General features: G+C 44.7%; 18 protein-coding genes. 16 read left to right on the top strand and 2 right to left on the bottom strand.

What is annotated here, in order from left to right; all coding sequences use genetic code 11:
- Position 1 precedes the first annotated feature (1 nt).
- The gene (locus CLV59_RS20810; RefSeq protein WP_111594007.1) at positions 2 to 3,040 is read right to left on the bottom strand and encodes an FxLYD domain-containing protein; all 3,039 of its coding nucleotides are present in this window, start codon (positions 3,038 to 3,040) and stop codon (positions 2 to 4) included.
- Between the two features lie 109 nt (positions 3,041 to 3,149).
- On the opposite strand from CLV59_RS20810, the gene CLV59_RS20815 reads away from it, so the two are divergent.
- The 16 genes from CLV59_RS20815 (at position 3,150) to CLV59_RS20890 (ending at position 19,570) form a co-directional block, all read left to right on the top strand.
- Positions 3,150 to 7,037, top strand: coding sequence for a PAS domain S-box protein (locus CLV59_RS20815; protein ID WP_111594008.1), 3,888 nt, complete (start codon positions 3,150 to 3,152; stop codon positions 7,035 to 7,037).
- Between the two features lie 235 nt (positions 7,038 to 7,272).
- Complete coding sequence (locus CLV59_RS20820; protein ID WP_111594009.1) at positions 7,273 to 7,452, top strand: class I lanthipeptide; 180 nt, start codon at positions 7,273 to 7,275, stop codon at positions 7,450 to 7,452.
- Between the two features lie 95 nt (positions 7,453 to 7,547).
- The gene (locus CLV59_RS20825) at positions 7,548 to 7,745 is read left to right on the top strand and encodes a class I lanthipeptide (protein WP_111594010.1); all 198 of its coding nucleotides are present in this window, start codon (positions 7,548 to 7,550) and stop codon (positions 7,743 to 7,745) included.
- A gap of 32 nt (positions 7,746 to 7,777) precedes the next feature.
- Complete coding sequence (locus tag CLV59_RS20830) at positions 7,778 to 7,975, top strand: class I lanthipeptide (protein ID WP_111594011.1); 198 nt, start codon at positions 7,778 to 7,780, stop codon at positions 7,973 to 7,975.
- A gap of 27 nt (positions 7,976 to 8,002) precedes the next feature.
- On the top strand, positions 8,003 to 8,194 hold the full coding sequence (locus tag CLV59_RS20835; RefSeq protein WP_111594012.1) for a class I lanthipeptide: 192 nt from the start codon (positions 8,003 to 8,005) through the stop codon (positions 8,192 to 8,194).
- A gap of 95 nt (positions 8,195 to 8,289) precedes the next feature.
- Positions 8,290 to 8,484, top strand: coding sequence for a class I lanthipeptide (locus CLV59_RS20840; protein ID WP_111594013.1), 195 nt, complete (start codon positions 8,290 to 8,292; stop codon positions 8,482 to 8,484).
- A 91-nt stretch (positions 8,485 to 8,575) separates the two neighbouring features.
- Positions 8,576 to 8,767: a class I lanthipeptide gene (locus CLV59_RS20845; protein ID WP_111594014.1), complete on the top strand. Its 192-nt coding sequence runs from the start codon at positions 8,576 to 8,578 to the stop codon at positions 8,765 to 8,767.
- Positions 8,768 to 8,860: 93 nt separating this feature from the next.
- Positions 8,861 to 9,040, top strand: a complete 180-nt coding sequence (locus tag CLV59_RS20850) for a class I lanthipeptide (protein WP_111594015.1) — start codon at positions 8,861 to 8,863, stop codon at positions 9,038 to 9,040.
- A gap of 79 nt (positions 9,041 to 9,119) precedes the next feature.
- Entirely contained in the window at positions 9,120 to 9,311 is a 192-nt protein-coding gene (locus tag CLV59_RS20855) for a class I lanthipeptide (protein ID WP_111594016.1), read from the top strand.
- Positions 9,312 to 9,420: 109 nt separating this feature from the next.
- Entirely contained in the window at positions 9,421 to 10,626 is a 1,206-nt protein-coding gene (locus tag CLV59_RS20860) for a lanthionine synthetase LanC family protein (RefSeq protein WP_170137846.1), read from the top strand.
- 33 nt (positions 10,627 to 10,659) lie between these two features.
- Positions 10,660 to 13,776, top strand: a complete 3,117-nt coding sequence (locus tag CLV59_RS20865) for a lantibiotic dehydratase (protein WP_170137847.1) — start codon at positions 10,660 to 10,662, stop codon at positions 13,774 to 13,776.
- A complete protein-coding gene (locus CLV59_RS20870; protein ID WP_111594019.1) occupies positions 13,776 to 15,971 on the top strand; it encodes a peptidase domain-containing ABC transporter in 2,196 nt (731 codons plus the stop codon). Before CLV59_RS20865 ends, CLV59_RS20870 begins: the two co-directional genes overlap by 1 nt.
- Before the next feature lie 3 nt (positions 15,972 to 15,974).
- Positions 15,975 to 16,520, top strand: a complete 546-nt coding sequence (locus tag CLV59_RS20875) for a putative HlyD family type I secretion protein (RefSeq protein ID WP_111594020.1) — start codon at positions 15,975 to 15,977, stop codon at positions 16,518 to 16,520.
- A gap of 166 nt (positions 16,521 to 16,686) precedes the next feature.
- Positions 16,687 to 17,391, top strand: coding sequence for a hypothetical protein (locus tag CLV59_RS20880; protein WP_111594021.1), 705 nt, complete (start codon positions 16,687 to 16,689; stop codon positions 17,389 to 17,391).
- An 8-nt stretch (positions 17,392 to 17,399) separates the two neighbouring features.
- The gene (locus CLV59_RS20885; protein WP_111594022.1) at positions 17,400 to 18,509 is read left to right on the top strand and encodes a hypothetical protein; all 1,110 of its coding nucleotides are present in this window, start codon (positions 17,400 to 17,402) and stop codon (positions 18,507 to 18,509) included.
- Between the two features lie 32 nt (positions 18,510 to 18,541).
- Entirely contained in the window at positions 18,542 to 19,570 is a 1,029-nt protein-coding gene (locus CLV59_RS20890; protein WP_111594023.1) for a hypothetical protein, read from the top strand.
- A gap of 113 nt (positions 19,571 to 19,683) precedes the next feature.
- Here the strand turns inward: CLV59_RS20890 and CLV59_RS20895 are convergent, their stop codons facing one another.
- Positions 19,684 to 20,703: an AAA family ATPase gene (locus tag CLV59_RS20895; protein WP_111594024.1), complete on the bottom strand. Its 1,020-nt coding sequence runs from the start codon at positions 20,701 to 20,703 to the stop codon at positions 19,684 to 19,686.
- Positions 20,704 to 20,845 lie beyond the last annotated feature (142 nt).

Below are 20,845 nucleotides of genomic sequence, written 5' to 3' on the forward strand. Positions count from 1 at the left end.
CTCAGTAAATAGTTGGATTACCAATATAGGTATTGAGCGATAGCCTGACCGACCGTCTGGAGCCAACCGGCAACCTGCTGTTGTTAGATTCGAATGGATGCTGTTGTTGCAGGCCGTTTACATAAAAATCGATCAAGTCGCCATTGTATATAACTTGTATTGAATCCGTATCTGCCAGATAACAGGAAAATGTCTCCTTGGCCTGTTGCCTGATTCCATCTTTCAGGAAGTGGTGATCCACGAACAATACCTTTTGTTGCTGATCGTAGTAGGTGAGAAGTATTTGGGGGATCGTAATTTCCTCCACTCCGTAGTTATAGACAGCAGCTTGAAGTGTATTTATGCTGCTGTCTATACGAATATTCATAATACCATCATCCCGGTATAGATCTTTATCCCCGACTACCGCTTTCGCCAGTATTTTGAAGGTGGCAGGGGCTGTATTGAATGTAAATGGATAATGCGCATATGGTTCGAATTTAAAGGGTCGCAGGTCATTTTCCCGGAGCCAGGCTGTTTGTTCAAAATCAATACGGAAGGGAACTACCTCTCCTGGTAACAGGTCATGAATGGTATTGTAGCGGGTATTGTAAGATATCAGTCTGGAGCCGGAACGGTCATATAATTCGGCGGTAATGGTGAGGTGAGCCGGAATCGCGCTGGTATTGCTAATCTCTCCGACTACGATGTATTGTGAATCTAGTTTTACCAGTCTGGCAGATACTACCGCAATGGAGGGTCGGTCCTGGATATCTGCCTGGCGTGTCAGTGCCGGATCAATGATTCTGCTTCCCTGGCTGTGAAGGGCCAGCACACCTTTTTCTATATGTTCATCCGGAGCCGGAGGATGTTGGAAGGAGGGAGGTAGTAGGTACCATTTATGGTTTAGCTCCACCAGGTGAAGGCTATCCGTAATTTCATACTCTTCCAGTGGAGTTGTCCAGTGGGAAACAACTTTTGCAAATGCCTGATGATGGTTATTCGATGTGATCTTAAAGGAAAGGCTGTCCAGTTTACCATAAGAAGCCAGCAGGCCATCCCGAACAGAAAGCTGCAACAAGTAGTTGTCAATTCGTTCTGCGCCTGGCGGAAAGCAGCTGTAGGCAACGGTATAATCTTTGAAATCCAAAGCATGATAATAAGTACGGATGAGCATTTCAGGAGAATTATGCAGGGATCTGAAGGTAGCCTTCACCTGGAAAGCAACAGTTATCAGCAGGATAATACCCATCCATGAAAAGAGCAGTCTGTTGCCATTAGCGGGTTTAAAACTACTGCGGCTACGATTGGGAAAAGGAGACAGCAGGAATCGTTTATTGCAGATGAGCAGCACAATGAATAGTATGAATAAGGAGGATAGCGGGAGTATTCCCCACATCAGGCATTGTATCCGAGGAATATTTTTTCTGCCGGTTACGGCTGGTAGTGGAGGAACATCGGCTTTCTGCCAGACCATAATTCCGTTTTCGAGTCGCTGTACCCGTTCCCAGCCAGTAAAGAATAAGATGGGGTCATAGAATTTATCATTGGAGAAGATGAACTTTAAGTAATATTTCTCCGGTATGGTGAGGAACTGATGTAGGGAGCCCAGGCCGGGAATGCCTTTGAATTTTGAGTTTTCCAGGCGTTCCAGTGGTTTGCCGGTCATTTCAGGTACCCGCCTGGCAGAATGGTAATTACCATCGATAGAAGAGGCGGTGGTTTGGGAAGACAACCAGGCCATCTGATCGCCGAATCCCAGTGTCATGAATCGCCATTTATCATGTTGATCCCGACTCAGAAAATTAAGAAGCGGTCGTAATTCAATGGTATCTGGCTGGAGTTTTCTGAATTTATGAAAGTTCAGTAGTGCCAGGCCCTGGAAAAGAACGGTGGCAATCATTAGCAAGGAAGTGAAATGATACATTTTCTTGCCATATCTGTGGATGATACGTTCCCGGATATCGCCCTCCACGATGCGGCAGAAGAAATCCCCGATGAAGGGAATGGCGATAATAGAGGCCCAGAAAGTGAATCTGTCCAGCGTAAGAATATTAAATGCATTTTTTCCCAGAATCATAGCCGGCAGAGGGGTAGTGCCTCCGGTGCCGAGTAATAGCAGCAGGCAAAAGGAAAGGGCAAGAAAAACATTTCTTCTGTTGAATAGCGAGCGAAGAATAAAGGGAAGGAGTAAAATGGTAAAACCCAGTGGAATGATAAAAAACATCAATCCTGAAGAAGGTTCATGGATAAAGGAATCACGGGAACCATGTGGAATAGGGACCTGGCTGATGGGGTCTGTTTTGGACCAATACCAGTAGGGGAAAATAATAATGATGATCTCCAGGAATAGCGGGCCAAAGAACAGCACAAAAGATTTCCATTTCTGGAAAGCCTTTTTAACCATTTTCCATGCGACTATGCCAAAACTCTCTTCCAGATTGATTTCATCTGCGAGAGCAGTAGCAATGATCGGTGCAATAAAAAAGATGATCCCGAAAATAGTAGTTACATGATGAGATGCAACCGTTACACCCAATAAAGCCAGTGCCAGTAAAAGATGGGTAAAGCGGGAATTTCTGAAGTAGGCATATATTTCAGGTAACGCATTCAGTAAACAGGAAATGCCTATAACAGTTGGTAGTTGTCCGAAAATATGGATGGTTTCAATAATGGAAGATGCCAGTACCGCATAGATAGCCGCATAGCCGGCGCTGCGTTTGGATACCCAAAGGAGACTGAACCGATAGATGCCGATGACAAAGAAGCATAAGCCAGTCATGGCTACCATAAAGAATCCAAATTTAAGTCCGCCGATCTTACTACATAAAGCAATCAGCTGATGCCCTAGAGGCGGGTAGCTGGTGACTGGGAATCCGGTGTACCAGCGGGGTTCCCAGGGATCGAACCAGGATCTGGAGTAGTGATCGGCAAAAAACATATGAACAAAAGCGTCGTAAGTTTTGTCTGCATTATAGATAAGTGCTGCGCCATGAAGCAGTAACGCCAGGAGCAGTGCGATGAGGAGTAAACGGTCAGCCTTGTTGGATGAGGGGTTCATAGTGGTATTGTGAAAATAAGTTATTTTCCATGTACTTGTAAATAATAAGGCATCCTGCCTGATTTTTGTTTAGTTTTTGTAAATTGATATTGTAGAAATACTATTCATAATGGAGAACCAGACTAACCCCAAACCGGTTACCCCGGTTAATGATGAGTTTGATTACTACCGGAAATTCTTTATCCTTTCCAATGACCTGGTATGTCTTGTAACTGCTGAAGGAAATTTCAGCAGAGTGAATCCTGCATTCCAAAAGATATTGGGATGGAAGCCTACAGAAGTGGAGGGGCAGTCTGTATTCAGTTTCATTCATGAAGGAGATATTGCCAGGGCTATGGAAGAGCTGCGGCGCTTAAATCAAGGGATTAATACGGTGAATTTTGAACTTAGATGGAAATGCGCGAATGGAAATTATGCCTGGATCCAATGGATGGCTACTCCGGAAGGTCCTGGAGGAGATATTTTTGCCATTGGACGTGATATAACAGATTACAGGCGGAAGGAGCAGCAATTGGAAGAGTCTGAACAAAGGTTTAGAATATTTTTCAGAAACTCCAAAGGCATGATGTGTTTGCATGATCTGGAGGGAAAGTTAATCATTGTAAATGACGCCAGTGCGGCGAGCCTGGGATATACTGCCGAAGAACTGGAAGGGAAAAATTTGAATGATATAGTGCCAGCAGCATTCAGGGAAGGGGTGGAGCCGTATTTGCGGCAGATAGCGAAAGACAAGCAATTGACTGGAATTATGCGTACGCTGCATAAAGATGGATCTACCCGGATATGGTTATACAATAACGTGCTTGAATCTGGGGAGGATAAGAAAAGTACCTATGTTATTGGGAATGCATTGGATATTACTGAGCGGCATGCCTTGGAGATGGATTTGAAGTGGACCAAGGAGATGCTGGAACAAACCAATGAAGTAGCCAGAATTGGCTTCTGGCAATATGACCTGGATCTTGAAAAGTCTTATTGGTCATCGGTTACTTGTAATATTCATGAGGTACCGGAGGACTATAGTCCTTCTGTAAAAGAAGCCTTGAATTTTTACAGAGATAATGCCAGTCGCCAACGGATACAGGACGTGTTGTCGCGGGCGATTCGTTTTGGAGAGCCGTGGGATGAAGAGATGGTGATTAAAACTGCCACAGGAAAGGAAGTTTGGGTAAGGTCTATTGGAAGATCAGAAATGGAAGATGGGAAATGTAAGCGGGTGTATGGCACTTTTCAGGATATTGATCAGCATAAGCGCATGGAGGAGGAGATTCAGACAGCGCATAAGTTTCTTGCCGACATTCTGGAAGCGGCGGTAGATGTGAGTATCATTGCCACAACGCCTGATGGAATGATTACGCATTTTAATTCCGGAGCGGAGAAAATGTTGTTGTATAAAGGAAGTGAAATGGTAGGTAAGCAGCGTATAGCCGCTATCCATGATCAGGATCAGTTACAGCAGGTAGGGGCAGAACTGGGAGTGCCTTTATTCCAGGTTTTTGCAGTAGAAGCCAAGGCGGAGGATCGCCGGCATCAAAGAGAATGGGTGTATCACAGAAGCGATGGTAAACAATTGGATGTATCTCAGATCATTTCTGAAATAAGGGATATAGATGGCCAGATTACCGGTTATCTCCATATAGCCAACGATATTAGTGCAAGGAAGGCAGCGGAAAAAATGTTGCAGGATGAAAAAGCGAAGTTGGCCGCTTTTGTCAAAGATATTCCTGAAGCTGTTGCTATGCTGGATAATTCATTGCGTTTTATTTTGCATAGCAATGTCTGGATGGAGGATTATAATCTTCAGGGACAAGACATCCTTGGAAAACAGGTGTATGATGTATTCCCTGATATACCGGAAGAATTCAAGGTAATGCATCGTAGTGCATTGCAGGGTAAAATTGAAAAGTATGAAGATTATACCTGGCGTCCTCCGGGCTGGGATCACGATCAGCATATGCGAATCGAATACAGACCATGGTATCAGTATAATGGTGAAATAGGGGGAATTATGATCCTTACGGAAGATATCACCAACAAATCCATGCAACAGGAAGAACTACAGCAGGCAAAAAAGATAGCGGAGCAGGCCAGTATGGCCAAGTCGGAGTTTCTTGCCAACATGAGTCATGAGATCAGGACGCCATTAAATGGTATAATAGGATTTACAGATCTGGTGCTGAAATCAGAGTTGGGGGCACTGCAGTATCAGTATATATCTATTGTTAATCAGAGTGCGAATACCTTACTGAATATCATCAATGATATTCTTGATTTTTCGAAGATAGAAGCGGGTAAGATAGACCTGGATATCCAGCAGTCTGATTTGACAGAATTATGTACAGAGGTGGGAGATCTCGTGAAATTCCTGGTGCAAAGGAAAGGCCTGGAATTTATTCTGGATATAAGTGCTGATCTACCAAAGTATATATGGATAGATCAACTACGGCTGAAACAAATATTGATCAATTTATTGGGCAATGCGGTGAAGTTTACAACACATGGAGAAGTGGGTTTAAGGGTATTTATCATAAGAAAAGAACAGGGTCTTTCAAATATGGTAGTCCGATTTGAAGTATTTGATACAGGTATCGGTATTAAAAAAGAAGGGCGAGAGAAAATATTTGAGGCCTTTACACAGGAGGATATCAGCGTTACTAAGAAATATGGAGGAACTGGACTTGGGCTTACCATTTCCAATAAGTTACTCTTGATAATGGGTAGCAAGTTGCAGTTGACCAGTGAACTGGGAAAAGGGACTACTTTTTATTTTGAACTGAATGTGCAGGCAGTGAATGCCGTTGAACCGGAATACATCAATATTAATAGTATCAAAAATGTATTGATCACAGATGATAATGAGCATAATCAGGAGATTATTAACCGGATGTTGGAATTGAAGGGAATGACTACCACTAAAGCCAATAATGGATTGGAAGCATTACAATTATTAATGGACCCGGCTAATAGCTATGATGTTTTGATTATAGATTATCATATGCCAATTATGGATGGATTGGAAACGGTTCGGAAGATCCGGGGGATGCAATCGCCGCAAGTTGCTTCTATTCCGGTAGTACTTTTGTATAGCTCTTCAGATGATGAAATGGTTGTGAAAGCATGTGAAGAGTTAAGTATATCCCAACGTCTTGTAAAGCCGGTTACGATGAAACAGCTGTATAAGGCATTATCGGGGCTTCTGGATACCTCAGGAGCAAGCCAGGGAAGTATCCCGGCAGAAAAAAAACAGCGGAAGGTATTGTCAGAAGGTATTACAGTTTTGGTGGCTGAGGATAACAGTGTTAATATGCTATTGGCGAAAGCGATTATTGGACGGGCGTTGCCGAATGCAAGGATATTGGAAGCAAAAACGGGAAGGGAGGCATATGATGTGTTTATTGTTGAACATCCGGATGTTATACTGATGGATGTACAGATGCCAGATATGAATGGTTATGAGGCTACAGAAGCTATTCGGGATCATATATCCGGGCATTCGGTGCCTATTATTGCATTGACAGCTGGTAATGTCAAAGGGGAGCGGGAACGGTGTCTGGCTGCAGGAATGAATGATTTTCTTGCAAAGCCATTTGTGGAAGATATGTTACTGAGTATACTGGAGAAATGGCTGGGTGAAAATAATCCGGAAACCCTTACTACGAAAGAGACGGCGGCTCCACTGGATCTCACCACCTTGCGATCATTTTTAGGTGATACAGATAATAATCAGTTGCTAAAGGAAACATTAAGACTTTTGTTGGATGAATGTGAGCGTGTTTATCAGGAGTTACAGACGAATGATCTTTCAGCGGATATTCAGCGACTGAAAGAAATCTGTCATAGTATGCATGGTGTGGCTTCTTATACTGGTCTTACGGAATTGGATGCGATCATCCTGGATATTGAGGGGACGACGCCATCTGTCTTTAAATATAAGAAATTTATTAAGGAGCTGAATAACGCGATTTTATCCATCCGCTTGTCGCTGAATAGTTTATAATCATTTGGCAGCCGAACATTCATCTCTCTAAAAAAAATCCCCAAGAAATTTTTTTTCAAAATCATTTTTCCTATCTTCAGTATCTATTAAGCTCAAAATAACCTGGCTTTTCGATATGTCAACGTGTATGAAAAACAATTCACTTCACTTATAATCTTTTTAACGCTGAACAACCGCCCCAGGGCGTAATGGCTTCATTGAAGACAGGGGAGGACTATGATTTAATTTCCAATTTATGAAAAAGAAAAAAATCTCTCTGGAGAAAAAACTGACATTGAACAAACTGACAGTGGCATCCCTCAGCAAACCACAGCAGAAGGCAGTTGCCGGTGGTCTCAACACGGACTATTGCAATACCTACGATCCACAATGGACTTGTGAGTCTCATCCAAGACCTGGATACGTTTGTATGTAAGCCTTATTGTAGCTGCCTTAAGAAGGCCGTTAACCCGTCCTTAGTCAGCACTATCCCATACAAATTAACCCGATAACCCTTTAACTCCGTTAGTTATGAAAAAGAAAAAGCTCTCTCTGGAGAAGAAGCTCACGCTCAACAAAGAAGCAGTTGCTTTCCTGAATGACGCTCAGCAGAATATGATCGCTGGTGGTCAGCCTACTACTACGGTAATGTCTATCAGAACTTGCCCTACAGTGGTTGATACTTGTTCCACTATTCCTCCGGGCCAAATGGCTTGTGTAGCTTGTTAATCTTATCTGGTCATTTAATATTTTGTTTTCTCATGAAAAAGAAGAAAATATCGCTGGATAAAAAGCTCACGCTACATAAAGAAGCAATAGCATTATTGACAGTCTCACAACAGCATGGTATTGCTGGTGGTCTTCCTACCACAACGATTCAGTCAATGAAGAATTGCATTACCTGGCAGGATACCTGTGAAACAATTCCTGCTGGCGGTGCTAGCTGCGTTCTTTGTTAATTCATTCATCTGTTATTCCGTTTTGCTATGAAGAAGAAAAAACTGTCCCTCGAAAAAAAGCTCGCGCTGAATAAAGAAGCCGTTGCTTTTCTGAACGCTTCTCAGAAAGAAGCCCTCGCCGGTGGTATACCTCCACTGACACTCAAGATTACCTGTATTACTTCTCAGGATACTTGCGAAACAATTCCTCCTAATCAGATGGAGTGCATTTACTGCTAATCCTCCTGGTATTATTTATTATTCATCGGACAGCGCGTCATAACTGTAAGCACATCGCAGTTACAGGATTTCTATGTCCATAATGCAGCTTAATCATGAAAAAGAAGAAAGTCTCCCTGGAGAAAAAACTCACGCTTAAGAAAGAAGCAGTTGCATCGTTGAATGCAATGCAGCAGAGTGCCATCGCTGGTGGCGCCGCTTTTTACACCAAGCAATTTACCTGTACTGTTACGTACCAGGATACCTGCCAGACCATCCCTCCGGGAGAGTTTGATTGCGTTATTTGCTAATCAGGTAATTCCTAGTTTTCTTCACCGGACATATAACCCGCGCTGCGCTTCGCAGTTGGCAGAAGGTGGATGTCCATAATACAATCCAGTTATGAAAAAGAAAAAAATCTCCCTGGAGAAAAAATTAACCTTGAAAAAGGAAGCAGTAGCATCACTGAATGCAACACAACAACAGAGCATTGCAGGTGGCGCTATTTTCACAAGACTGTTAACTTGTGACGTTACACGCGAAGCTAGCTGCGAAACGATTCCTCCGGGAGAGTATAATTGCATTGTATGCTAATTGGATGACCCTTTTTTTTCCTCATCGGACAAAGCGCCAATACTGTGTGCGTTACAGTTAGTAGAATTGCAATGTCCATAACCCGCATTCAGCATGAAAAAGAAAACAGTAAATCTGAGCAAAAAGCTGCTGTTGAAAAAAGAGGCAGTTGTGGTACTAAACCCGCTGCAGCAGGGTAAGCTGGCTGGCGGTATGCCAGTTACTACGTGGAGCGTATGCTGCGTAGAAACATTTGAAGTTACCTGCCCAGGTAATACCAACACTAAATGCTAAGTGAATATAGCATCGCCAAATCTGAACTTCCTGCCATTCACCATGGCAGACATTTCTAACACCTGTAAATTTAAAAGCTATGAAAAAGAAAAAAATTGAACTCAGCAAGAAATTGCTGCTGAGCAAAGAAACTATCGCTCAGTTGAATGCTGACCAACAGCATCAACTGGTAGGCGGTCTGGCTACTGCACTCTGCCAGGATACTTATCAAATCTCTTCCTGCAGAGCATCTAGCCCAGCTCCAGGCCGTCCTTGCTGCCAAATCCCTTGATAGCATCGATACCTGTCATTTGCGGGCAGTGATAGGGCTGCCCGCACTATTCCAATAGGGAAAGCCCTGCTTTCCCTATTGTTCCACTTTCAGCCGCCAACATATGAATATGATCGATACACATCTGCGAAATATCTACGAAGACCTGATACAGGTCCTGGAAAAAGAAGATTTCAACGCTGCACATGCCAACAGTCTTTTTAAAGGCCCATGGGGCGCCTTACTGTTCCTGTTTTACTATGAACAGTTCGAAGCGCCGGAAAAAGATAATGCGGTGGCCTTGCTGGAGAAAATCTACCAAAGCTATTCCCCCGCAGAAGATCCCAATTTCGCCTTCTGTAATGGTCATACCGGCCCATTCTGGCTACTGGACCATCTGAACAGACACGAGTTCGTAGATATGGATATCGATTATCTTATCGATGACTTTATCTCTGAAACCATTCAACAAAGCAAAAATCACCTCGATTATAAAAGCTATGACTACCTGCATGGCAGCCTAGGTATCTGCAATTTCCTGGTAGCATGGGCCAACAGATTAGAAGTGCAGGAACACCTGGAATACCTGGTCAACTCACTATGGGATGCAGGACGTGAAACACCGAAAGGAAGGAGTCTGCCTATTTTCTTTACCTATGATAGAGTAGAAGCAGAATATACCGATGCCTTCAGCCTCGCCCATGGCAGCTGTGCAGCGATGATTGTAGTCGCTAAAGTCTACCAGGCTGGTATTGCAAAAGAAAAATGCGAGCAACTGGCAAAAGCTACCATCGGTTTTATGCTGCAAAACAAACTACCGGTAACAGCCACCTCGCTGACTGGCATGTACCCGGCAATTCTGGATGGGAAATACTCCAGTGCCAATAGTCGCCTCGCCTGGTGCTACGGAGATCTGAACGTAGCCTGGACACTCTGGTTCTGCGGAAAAACATTTAACCAGGAAGCCTGGAAAGAAGAAGCATTGAATATCATGCGGTACAGCGCCCGCCGGGATACTAATGAAACGGCTGGAGTGGTCGACAACTGCCTATGCCACGGTACCAGCGGTATTGCGGCTTTTTATCGCAAATTCTGGTTTGAAACAAAAGAACAACTATTCCTGGATACTGCTAATCACTGGTACAGCAAGGCAGTAGCAGCTATCTCTTTCGATGAGCAAAAAGCGCAGCATGGTATCAGAGTATGGCAGGGAAAAGACAAGGAGTGGGACTATAGCTGGGATCTGCTGGATGGCGGCGCTGGCGTAGGATTGGCCGTACTCTCTCTTAAACACGATACTCCCTTGCATTGGGATGAATGTTTTTTGTTGTCCTGATTTTCATTCATAAACATTTTTAAAGGAATGGCTATGGCATTGACGCATACCGGATTATTTCTTTTAAGAAGTCCACTCTATCCTCTGAATTCCTATACTGCAGTCCTGGAGAAAACACTACCAGAACTGGCAGCAGCTTATCCCGAATTTTTATATGCGCTCCACATTGCTTCCGGAGAACTCCTGAAAGAACTGGATCGCTACCTCGCAGAACCTACTGCATTCCAGGAAAAAAAACTGGAAAAGCTGCGTAAAGCCATGTACAAATACTGGGTGAGAGCCTGCACCCGCAGCACGCCCTATGGCCTCTTCGCCGGCTGTACTACCGGATCGGTTACAGACCAGACCTCCTGGACCTTAGACGAGGAAGGTAGTCGCCAGCATGTGCGACTGGATATGGACTATTTCACCAAGATTACCCACTATATCCAGGAGTTGCCTTCGGTAAAGCAACAACTACGCTATTTCCCGAACAACAGTATCTATAAAAGCGGTAAAAAATACCGCTATGCGGAATATTCTATCGCACATAACCGCCGTAAGTATCTGCTCACCGCTGTCACCGAATCCGCATTCCTTGAGCAGATTCTGGAACAATCCACTTCCGGCAGTACGATTGAGCAACTGGTAACGCTGATCCGCTCCATTGATGATACGATTGACCCTAATGATGCCCGGGAATTTGTGGGGGAATTAATCCAATCCCAGATCCTGATCGCTGAAACTGAGCCGAGAATTACAGAAACGGATAATCTCCGTAAACTGACCGAGCGCCTTTTATCCATTGACGACCTCCATACTTTAAGAGAAACCTTAATGCTGCTGCGTAACCTCTTTCAGCAGCAAGACTTTAACAGGAACCGCCTGAGAGAAATTGAAGATACCTGTGCCGCTAGCTTTCCATTGGAAATGCCGAAAGATCTGTTGCAGGTAGACCTTTTCAGAGCGGGTACCTGTACGATCAGTGAACAATTAATGAATCATATACTGACACAGGTCCAGGAACTGAGTGCCCTTTGTATGGGATATGGGAAAAGCCCAACTTCAGACCTGAGCGGTTTCATAGACCGCTTCCGGGAAAGATACGATGCTGCCGAAGTGCCGTTGAACCTGGTACTCGACAGTGAAACAGGCATCGGCTATGGCGCTGCTACCGGCAACGTACATACGCCGTTCGTGGAAGATATAGATACCGCAGGCGGAGGCGCTGCGCAGACAACCGTTATCTGGTCTGCCATGCAACAACTCTGCCTGGAGAAATACGAACAGTTCCTCCGTACCGGGGGAAGCGTGGAAATAACTGCCGCTGATCTGAAAAGTACGGGCGATCCTTCTCAACTCATTATGGCAGCCAGCTGCTATATGTTTGGCGCGCTGTATGCAGCATCAGGAGAAGCCGCAGATAAGGGCGATTATCGATTTGCCTTGCAGTCGGTCGGTGGCCCCTCTGCTGCAAACCTCATCGGACGCTTCTGTAGCGGAGATTCGGAACTGAGCGAAAAATTGAAAACAATCCTGGAAGAGGAGGCCGCTACCATCCCCGATGCGATTTTCGCAGAAGTGATCCATTTCCCGGAAGCAAGAGCCGCCAATGTGCTGATACGCCCCGTTTTGAGAGCCTACGAAATTCCTTATATCGGTATTTCCGGCGTTCCGGATTCACACCAGATTCCAGTTTCAGATCTGATGGTAAGCATCAGAAATAATGAAGTTATTCTCCGTAGCAAACGACTGAATAAACGCGTTATACCGCGACTCAGTTCTGCCCACAACTATAGCAATAACAGTCTTCCTATATATAAATTCCTCTGCGATCTGCAACACCAGTCGCAGATATCCCACCTGTCCTGGGAATGGGGGATACTGGCAAATCGCCCGCATCTGCCACGCGTGACCTACAAACAACTGATTGTTTGTCGCGAAGCCTGGATGATACTAAAAAAAGATGTAGAACAGGTACAGGACACCCCAGTGGAAAGAGCAGCTTTTATCCGTGCTTATATGCAGCAACATCAGTTGCCCGAACAGGTACTCCTGGTGGAGGCAGACAATGAACTGTTGCTGGATCTGCGTCAGCCAATGGTGGTAGATATGTTGATAGATCATATCAAAAAAGCCGGACATGCGCGACTGAAAGAATTTATTCATGAAGGCAATACAGGAATGTTGAAGGATACTAACGGCCATGTATATACGCATGAGATGTTAGTCCCGGTAACATTTACGCCGTCCAAAGTATCGCCGGCAGCCATTGTACAAACACCCGCGGAAGTACCCTTGGAACGGAATTTTGCGCCGGGAGGAGAATGGCTGTACCTGAAAATTTATTGTGGTAACCGTATTGCAGAGGAACTGCTTTCCGGTTACTTCGCAGAAACGATCCCTCAATGGCAGGAGGATGGCCTGTTTGAGCAAACCTTCTTCCTGCGCTTTGCAGATCCGCAGCCGCATATACGTATACGCTTTCTCAACAGAAAGCAACCGGCGGCCAATGATTTTCTGTTGCACGAGATAGAACAGGCTTTACAGCCATTTATTACAGCCGGACAAGTGCAGAAAATAGTATGCGATACCTATATCCGGGAAATAGAGCGATATGGAGACACGATCCTGGCCAGTGAAGACATGTTCTTCCAGGACAGTTTGGCTGTACTGGGAATCATCGGTATGCTGGAAGGTGCAGAAGGGGAGGCCTATCGCTGGAAACTGGGCCTGAGAGGAATGGATATGCTATTGAATGATTTTGGATTTGACCTCGCCAATAAACGAAAATTACTGGCCGTCATGCGTGCTGGATTTATCGACGAGTTTGGTGGCGCTAGTCTGCTGAATAAACCTTTAAATGATAAGTATCGCAAACATCAGCAGGAAATCATGTCATTCATGAACCCGGATGATGATGAACAAAATGATATTGCAGAAGCGATAGCCTGCTATACTACCCGTAGCATCGGGAATTTAAGCGCTGTCGCACAGATACGTGCCCGCTGGAACGGAACAGAAAAATATGGCAGCATCATAGCCAGTCATATCCATATGTTCATCAACCGGCTGTTTGTAGGAAAGCAACGTAAACATGAACTGATCCTGTATCATTTCCTGGAAAAATATTATATCTCTCAACTGGCGATGGAGGCGGCCGCGAAATAATGGGATTCTCATTTTATAAGCAATTGGACGCCATGGATTGTGGACCTACCTGCCTGCGCATGGTAGCCAAACATTATGGACGGAGTTATGACCTGGAATACCTGCGCCAACAATCCAACATTACCAGAGAAGGAGTAAGTTTGCTGGGTATCAGCGAGGCGGCAGAGAAAATAGGTTTTCATACCAATGCGGTGCGTATCAGTTTCGAACAACTGGATGAACAGGTAGATCTGCCTTGTATCCTGCATTGGAACCAGGAGCACTTTGTCGTATTACCACCGCAAAACTATGACCGCCATGCAAAGAACAAACAGATCCTGATTGCGGACCCAGGTCATGGAATGGTTAAAGTAGATAAGGAAACCTTCCTGAAATGCTGGCAGGGAAAGAGCAATACAGGGGTTGTACTGATGCTGGAACCTACTGATGCATTTTATTCTAAAGAAGGACGGCAAAAGATGAAAACGGGATTCCGCTTTCTGGCAAATTATCTGCGCCCTTACAAGAAATATATTTTCCAGTTATTTCTAAGTATTCTGGTGGCCAGCGTACTCTCGCTCACGTTGCCTTTCCTGACGCAAAGCCTGGTGGACTACGGTATCAACAGACAGGATACCAGTTTCGTATATCTGGTACTGTTATCCCAGTTACTGTTGTTCGCCGGATCTACGGCCATAGAAATGATTCGCAGCTGGATCTTGCTGCATATGAATTCCCGCGTCAATATCAATATTATCTCTGATTTCCTGATAAAACTGATGAAGCTCCCGATTCGTTATTTTGATTCCAAAATGATCGGGGATATTCATCAGCGTATTGGCGATCATACACGTATTCAAAGTTTCCTGACGGGAACAACATTATCTACCCTGTTCTCTTTTCTGAACCTGATTGTATTTACTATCGTACTGGCGGTCTACAGTCTGAAAATCCTGCTGGTATTTGTATTGTTCAGCGCGGCCGCCATCGGATGGATTTTCTTTTTCCTCAAACGCAGAAAGGCGCTGGATTACAAGAAATTCCAGGGAATGAGTGAAAATGAGAATGTGCTGATTGAAATGATAACAGGCATGCAGGAAATTAAACTGAACAACTGCGAAACCTCCCGCAGATGGGAATGGGAGCGGGTACAGGCCGGATTGTTTAAACTGAATGTCCAGAATCTGGCATTAGGACAGTATCAGCAAGTAGGATCAGTTTTCTTTCATCAGTTAAAAAATATCCTTATTTCTTTCATCACGGCCAGAGAGGTCATGAATGGCCACCTGACCCTGGGGATGATGTTGTCTGTCAGTTATATCATTGGGCAGATGAATAGTCCGCTGGACCAACTCCTTACTTTCGTACAATCCGCCCAGGATGCTAAAATCAGTCTGGACCGCCTTGGAGAAATCCACAACCGTCAGGAGGAAGAGCTGGAGGGGCATCGGGTGCTGGCCTCCACAGGCAAGAGTTTTGGCGATATCCGACTGGATGGTGTATCCTTTCAGTACGGCGGACGGCAGTCTCCCTATATCCTACAGGATATCCATCTGGTCATCCCGGAAGGTAAGGTGACGGCAATTGTAGGCGCCAGTGGAAGTGGTAAAACCACACTGATGAAAATGTTGCTGCAATTCTATCCACCGGTAGAAGGTATCATCACCGTTGGCGATACCGATATGCAGGAACTATCTCCGAAATGGTGGCGGCATCAATGTGGTAGTGTGATGCAGGATGGTTTTATTTTCTCCGGAACCATCGCGAAGAATATTTCTATCAGTGATGAACATCCGGATAATGACAAACTGATAGAAGCCGTATCTACCGCCAATATCCGGGAGTTTATCGAAGATCTGCCGCTGGGCTATCAAACGAAACTAGGCAATACCGGAAATGGTATCAGCGCAGGGCAGAAGCAACGTATTCAAATTGCCCGGGCCGTATACAAGAATCCTGCTTACCTGTTTTTCGATGAAGCCACCAGCGCACTGGATTCCAGTAATGAACGGATTATCATGGAAAACCTGGAACGCTTCTTCAAGGGTAGAACAGTGGTAGTGATTGCACATCGGCTTAGTACCGTAAAACATGCCGATCAGATTGTAGTGCTGGAGAAAGGCCGCATTGTAGAAGTAGGCACACATGCAACGTTGAGCGCAAAAAAAGGGAACTATTTTTCATTGGTTAAAAATCAACTGGAACTGGGAGAATAATTTATGGCAGATTTACAAGAACATATTATCCCTGTGAAAAGTAATGGCATTCACCCTTCCCTGGAAGAGCTGCGTAGTGAACCGGTGCAGGAAATCATGGGTAAAATGCCCTCCTGGATCGTGCGGCGGGGAATTTTTATGATGACCATCCTGGTAGCAGGATTATTTATAGGCGCCTGGTTTTTTAGTTACCCGGATGTGGTGATCGGGCGGGCGAGTATCCGTACAGACAACAGCGTGTCGGCAGTTACTGTTACTATTCCCGCCAATGCTGTCTGGAAAATTCATCCCGGACAGCCTGTTCTCATTCGGCTGGATGCCTACCCCTATGAACAATTCGGGCTGTTGCGGGGGCGTGTAAGTACTGCGGGACAATCTGGCGCCAATAGCGGTTTCCAGGTACATATCCAACTGGATCAGGGACTGCAAACCACTGCCGGACACACCATTCCAGCAGTAACGCAGTTGGAAGGCAGTGCAGAAATCGAAACAGAAAAATTAAATTTATTGCAACGCATCTTTGGAAAAATAATTCCAGGCAGACAATAATCTGATTCTCATCCTATTACAAAAAGCCCTCCAGTTGAGTAACTGGAGGGCTTTTTGTATCTTCGTATATGCGCTGGGGGTAGTTGAACTTATCTAGATAATTAACAATACAGCCATCTGCCAGACAAATAAATTTGCTATTTTTAGCATCCTATAAACTGTATTCATGAACGAGGAGAAAGAAAAAAACTCATTCGGCATTCTCAAAAGTCTGAAGAAACTGATTTTTGAAGATGAGCCTGCAGCAGAGGCTAGTGCGCCCGCCGCAACACCCGCTGCTCCTGCCGCCCCTGAGGTTAGAAACCCTGCCACCTATTCGCAGACGCCGCCGCCATTGCCCATCACCGCATCCCCGGCCACAGACGTGAAACAGATGAAAATCAAGGTTTTGGAGATGCTTGAAAAGTTGAACGAACCTGGAGTGGATTTTTTCGAAGTCTGGAATGCAGCCGCAGAAATGGGCGCCGTAGATGCCAACACGCTCAAAGCGGCATTTACTTCCCTGAAATACGTAGATAAAACACTTACGAAAGAGAAGTTAACGGCTACGGGTAAACGCTATGCAGATCAATTGCAGGATATCATTTCCCGCGAAACGACCCAGAAGCAACAGCAAAAACAATCCGTAGAACAGCAGCAGGTAAAGGAAAAAGAGAGTCTGGTAACGGAAATTCAGGAATTGGAACGAAAATTGAATGAACTGCGCCAACAGTTAGACAATAAGCAAAAAGACCTGAGAGAAATCAACGGTAAATATGAACCGCAACTCCGGGATATCGACAATAAAATTGCGATTGGCAACAACGCTGTAGCAGAAGTAATCGCCGATATCAGGAAGGCCCTTGACCTTATTGAAAGCAACATAATTTAATAGTCCCTATGGTACAACAACAGCAGCAGGTAAACATCCCTGCCGAGTTAAAAAGTCAACTCCCCATCTTCCAGGTACTGGGAGACCACCTTCCCGCTCAAATGCAGACGCCTGAAGCGAAGAAGACAATGTCCAACATTTTCTTCTGGGCATTGGTGCTGGGCGGAGCATTCGCATTCTTTAAATACCTGCCTCAATTATTGGAGTATGCACAGAAAAGCATTCTCCTGGTCATCTTCAGTATCATTCTGATCGTATTGCTGATGCTGGCTCCCCGGATTATCGCGGTGTTACACCGACTGGGAACCATTTTATTATTCAAAAGTGAAAAAGCGATCATCCGCAATAATCCGATCGAATCTTTGCAATTGTTGTCTAAAGACGCAAGAGATACGCTCAAAAGAGTGAAAGACAAAATCGCGAACGTAGATGGCGTACGTATAGACATGATCCAGAGCGGCGAATCTTCTCAGAAAACGGCAGAAGAGAAATACGGTCTGGCTAAGCGTTTCACACAGGAAGCGGCTAGTCTGGAAGAGAAAAGCAAAACGGAATCGGTGAACAATAACATGGAGAAATCCAATGCGCTGGCCCGTGATGCAAAAGAAACCCGTACCAAAGCTTTCCTTTTGGGTAAAGAAGGAGAAGCAGAAGAGCAGAATGCCAGAAGCTATGCGCAGTATGCCAATCAGTTTGCAAAAGTGCTGGAAGTATTGAAAGATAACGAAAGCGCTGCACGCATCTACGTGAGCACACTGGACAGCAGTATATCTATCATTGCGAAGAAACTGGAAGCTACCCAGAAAATGAAAAACGCAACAGATGGACTGGCAGAAGTATTCAACATCAAAGATGGCTGGGTATTCCAGGAAGCGATGAATGCCGCTACCGGCGCTATCAGCCAGAACATTGCCTCTATCAGATCCAACCTCGATTTCCTGGATCAGAACAATAATATCACCGTGGGCGGCGCGCCTTCACAGAACGAACTGGAAGAGTTCATCCGTAAAGTGGATGACCGCAACCTGAAAATGCTGAATGTGAGCAAAATGGCCGACTCTTATTATGACCTGAAACCAGAAGAGAAAGTAGATAAAGGCTTCTCTATTCTTGACTAATTCGTAAACAACCCAAAAGTACAATACACAACATGGAAGGAAAATCAACCTGGGCCAAATTGCGTTGGCCGATTAAAGTGTTCATCATTGCTATACCTATTATCGGTATTGGTTACTGGGCATCTGAAACCGGAAAACTGGACGCTATCGGCACTAAATCTGAAGAGTCGCATACCGAAGAGCAACATACGACGCCAACAGCTAGTAAAGACGCGAAGAAATCTAAATCTGCCGCTGGTAAAACTGCAGAGAGACGTAGCTTCAACTATACCCCGGAAAAACCAGTAGATGGTGAAATGAAAGGTGTGGTAGAAGTGGGCGCTTCTGGTTTTAACTCTTTCGTTATTAACTACGACAAAGAAAAACGTTGGGAAATCGTTTCCAAAGATTTCGGTAAATCATTCGTATACGAAGGGATGGCTACTACCGCAGATATTCGCCAGGGTCTGAAAGACTATATCGGCGCTATGTTTGATAAAGGTGTAAAATCCCGCAACGTTCACTTTGTTATCAGTTCCGGTGCACAGAAGGAGCCTAAAACTGCTACTATTGTTGCTGAGCTGAAGAAAATGGGTTATATCGTAAACCTGGTAACAGCAGAACAGGAAGGTAAATACGCCCTGAAATCTGTACTGCCTCCAACTTACAATGAAAACTCATTTGTAGTGGATATCGGATCTGGTAATACGAAAATTTCCTGGATGGAAGGTAATACCATTAAATCCCTGGAAGGCCCTGGTGCTAAATATTACGAGAAAGACATGAAAGATGATGCCGTTTATGCTTCTATCAAAGCATTGGCAGAGAAAATACCTGCTGGTAAACGTGAAATCTGCTTCATCATTGGCGGAGTACCTTTCGAACTGGCAAAAGAAGTACGCGATGGACAAGAGCGTTATACCGTGCTGAATGAACCTGCTCAGTATAAGTCTGATAAGGTCAAAATTAAAAGTGGTCTGAACATTTACAAAGCCATCAAAGATGTAACCAACTGTGACACTTTTGTATTCGACTGGGATGCAAACTTCACGATTGGCTTCTTGCTGTCGATGAAATTGTAACAGAGACAAAACGATAAACAAAAAGGAGGCGCATACATTATGCGCCTCCTTTTTGTTTACAGACCTCGTGATGCGTCAACAGAGACTCTTGTAAACTATCAGAAAGAAAGCATTTAAGTATTGGGAGACGCGAGTCGCGCTATCCACTCCATTTTCTTTTGCATAGCCAAATTCGTCAGGGCTACTGCTTTTTCAAATCTTTCTTCCCAGTTGCCTGTAATTTCTTCGTAAGCGATATTAAAATCCTGCAATGTTTTTCGGTGGAAGATATCCAGTTTATTTCTTTCGTCCTGACTGAGGCGCGTACCGTCTTGTACATAAGGTACGTCATTGTTCAGGTATAGGTACAGGTCTGCGCGGTTTTTACGGAATATTTCCGGAGAAATTTCCAGTGCAGTATCAAAGGCATATCTGCCATAGGAGATGGTGATATGGATATCGGTATCGATGAAGAGTAGGGGACTGCTGCCTCGGGAAGCGTCATCAATGATAGTGGCATGTGCGTTCGCAACGAGGTACAGATCGTCGATCGTAAATTCATTGGAATCGTCTATCAGATCGCGGCCGGCTTCCAGCACGTAGGTGGCGTGGAAGTGATCTGCTAATTGAGCGGTGAGCGTTGTTTTGCCAGTGGATTCTGTACCCAGTAATACTACCTTGAAACTTAAATCCGGCTTTACACTGTCTGGCAGATAATCCCACCAATTGGTGAGTTCCTGGCGTATGGCGCTGGCACTAACGGGGACGCGTATACGTGAAGGATCGAAAGAGATATGTTGTATACCCATGAAACGGGCTACATACTCGCCATAAGGTTCGGAGGTAATTAACAGGGTATGATCTGGCAGGAGGCGACTGAAAGTTTTCGCCCATATTTCGGATATGGTTTCGGAAGACACGGAGCTGTTGGGTAACAGTGCTTCCTCGTATTCGAAAATCCGTATATCCAGGTTCGTTATACCTGCGAAGGTCTCATCCAGCCAGGATTTACGCATCTTCCCGGGTAGCTGTTCCTGGTCGCTGCAGCATATCAACACCGTAAGATGATCGCACTGCGTTATGGCAAAACGTATCATCGCCTCATGCCCTTTATGAAAAGGGAGAAATTTTCCGAACACAAAACCTTTCTTCATCCGTTAAAATTTGGAAATGGCAAGTTAATCTCTTTATGCCTTATTTGACCTATTTAGTTAAAGGGGCAGTTGTCTCCCTAAAAATAAATTACAAACACCTCATACGAATATGCTGCAATTTTTGGTTTATATATCTCCAAAA

The sequence above is a fragment of the Chitinophaga dinghuensis genome (assembly GCF_003259435.1).
Lineage (GTDB): Bacteria > Bacteroidota > Bacteroidia > Chitinophagales > Chitinophagaceae > Chitinophaga > Chitinophaga dinghuensis.

Excerpts from the sequence above, each read along its gene's own strand:
- CLV59_RS20895 (WP_111594024.1), bottom strand. The coding sequence starts at position 20,703 with ATGAAGAAAGGTTTTGTGTTCGGAAAATTTCTCCCTTTTCATAAAGGG.
- CLV59_RS20810 (WP_111594007.1), bottom strand. The coding sequence starts at position 3,040 with ATGAACCCCTCATCCAACAAGGCTGACCGTTTACTCCTCATCGCACTG.
- CLV59_RS20840 (WP_111594013.1), top strand. The coding sequence starts at position 8,290 with ATGAAAAAGAAGAAAGTCTCCCTGGAGAAAAAACTCACGCTTAAGAAA.
- CLV59_RS20825 (WP_111594010.1), top strand. The coding sequence starts at position 7,548 with ATGAAAAAGAAAAAGCTCTCTCTGGAGAAGAAGCTCACGCTCAACAAA.
- CLV59_RS20890 (WP_111594023.1), top strand. The coding sequence starts at position 18,542 with ATGGAAGGAAAATCAACCTGGGCCAAATTGCGTTGGCCGATTAAAGTG.
- CLV59_RS20850 (WP_111594015.1), top strand. The coding sequence starts at position 8,861 with ATGAAAAAGAAAACAGTAAATCTGAGCAAAAAGCTGCTGTTGAAAAAA.
- CLV59_RS20885 (WP_111594022.1), top strand. The coding sequence starts at position 17,400 with ATGGTACAACAACAGCAGCAGGTAAACATCCCTGCCGAGTTAAAAAGT.
- CLV59_RS20880 (WP_111594021.1), top strand. The coding sequence starts at position 16,687 with ATGAACGAGGAGAAAGAAAAAAACTCATTCGGCATTCTCAAAAGTCTG.
- CLV59_RS20860 (WP_170137846.1), top strand. The coding sequence starts at position 9,421 with ATGATCGATACACATCTGCGAAATATCTACGAAGACCTGATACAGGTC.
- CLV59_RS20870 (WP_111594019.1), top strand. The coding sequence starts at position 13,776 with ATGGGATTCTCATTTTATAAGCAATTGGACGCCATGGATTGTGGACCT.
- CLV59_RS20845 (WP_111594014.1), top strand. The coding sequence starts at position 8,576 with ATGAAAAAGAAAAAAATCTCCCTGGAGAAAAAATTAACCTTGAAAAAG.
- CLV59_RS20830 (WP_111594011.1), top strand. The coding sequence starts at position 7,778 with ATGAAAAAGAAGAAAATATCGCTGGATAAAAAGCTCACGCTACATAAA.
- CLV59_RS20875 (WP_111594020.1), top strand. The coding sequence starts at position 15,975 with ATGGCAGATTTACAAGAACATATTATCCCTGTGAAAAGTAATGGCATT.
- CLV59_RS20835 (WP_111594012.1), top strand. The coding sequence starts at position 8,003 with ATGAAGAAGAAAAAACTGTCCCTCGAAAAAAAGCTCGCGCTGAATAAA.
- CLV59_RS20815 (WP_111594008.1), top strand. The coding sequence starts at position 3,150 with ATGGAGAACCAGACTAACCCCAAACCGGTTACCCCGGTTAATGATGAG.
- CLV59_RS20865 (WP_170137847.1), top strand. The coding sequence starts at position 10,660 with ATGGCATTGACGCATACCGGATTATTTCTTTTAAGAAGTCCACTCTAT.
- CLV59_RS20820 (WP_111594009.1), top strand. The coding sequence starts at position 7,273 with ATGAAAAAGAAAAAAATCTCTCTGGAGAAAAAACTGACATTGAACAAA.
- CLV59_RS20855 (WP_111594016.1), top strand. The coding sequence starts at position 9,120 with ATGAAAAAGAAAAAAATTGAACTCAGCAAGAAATTGCTGCTGAGCAAA.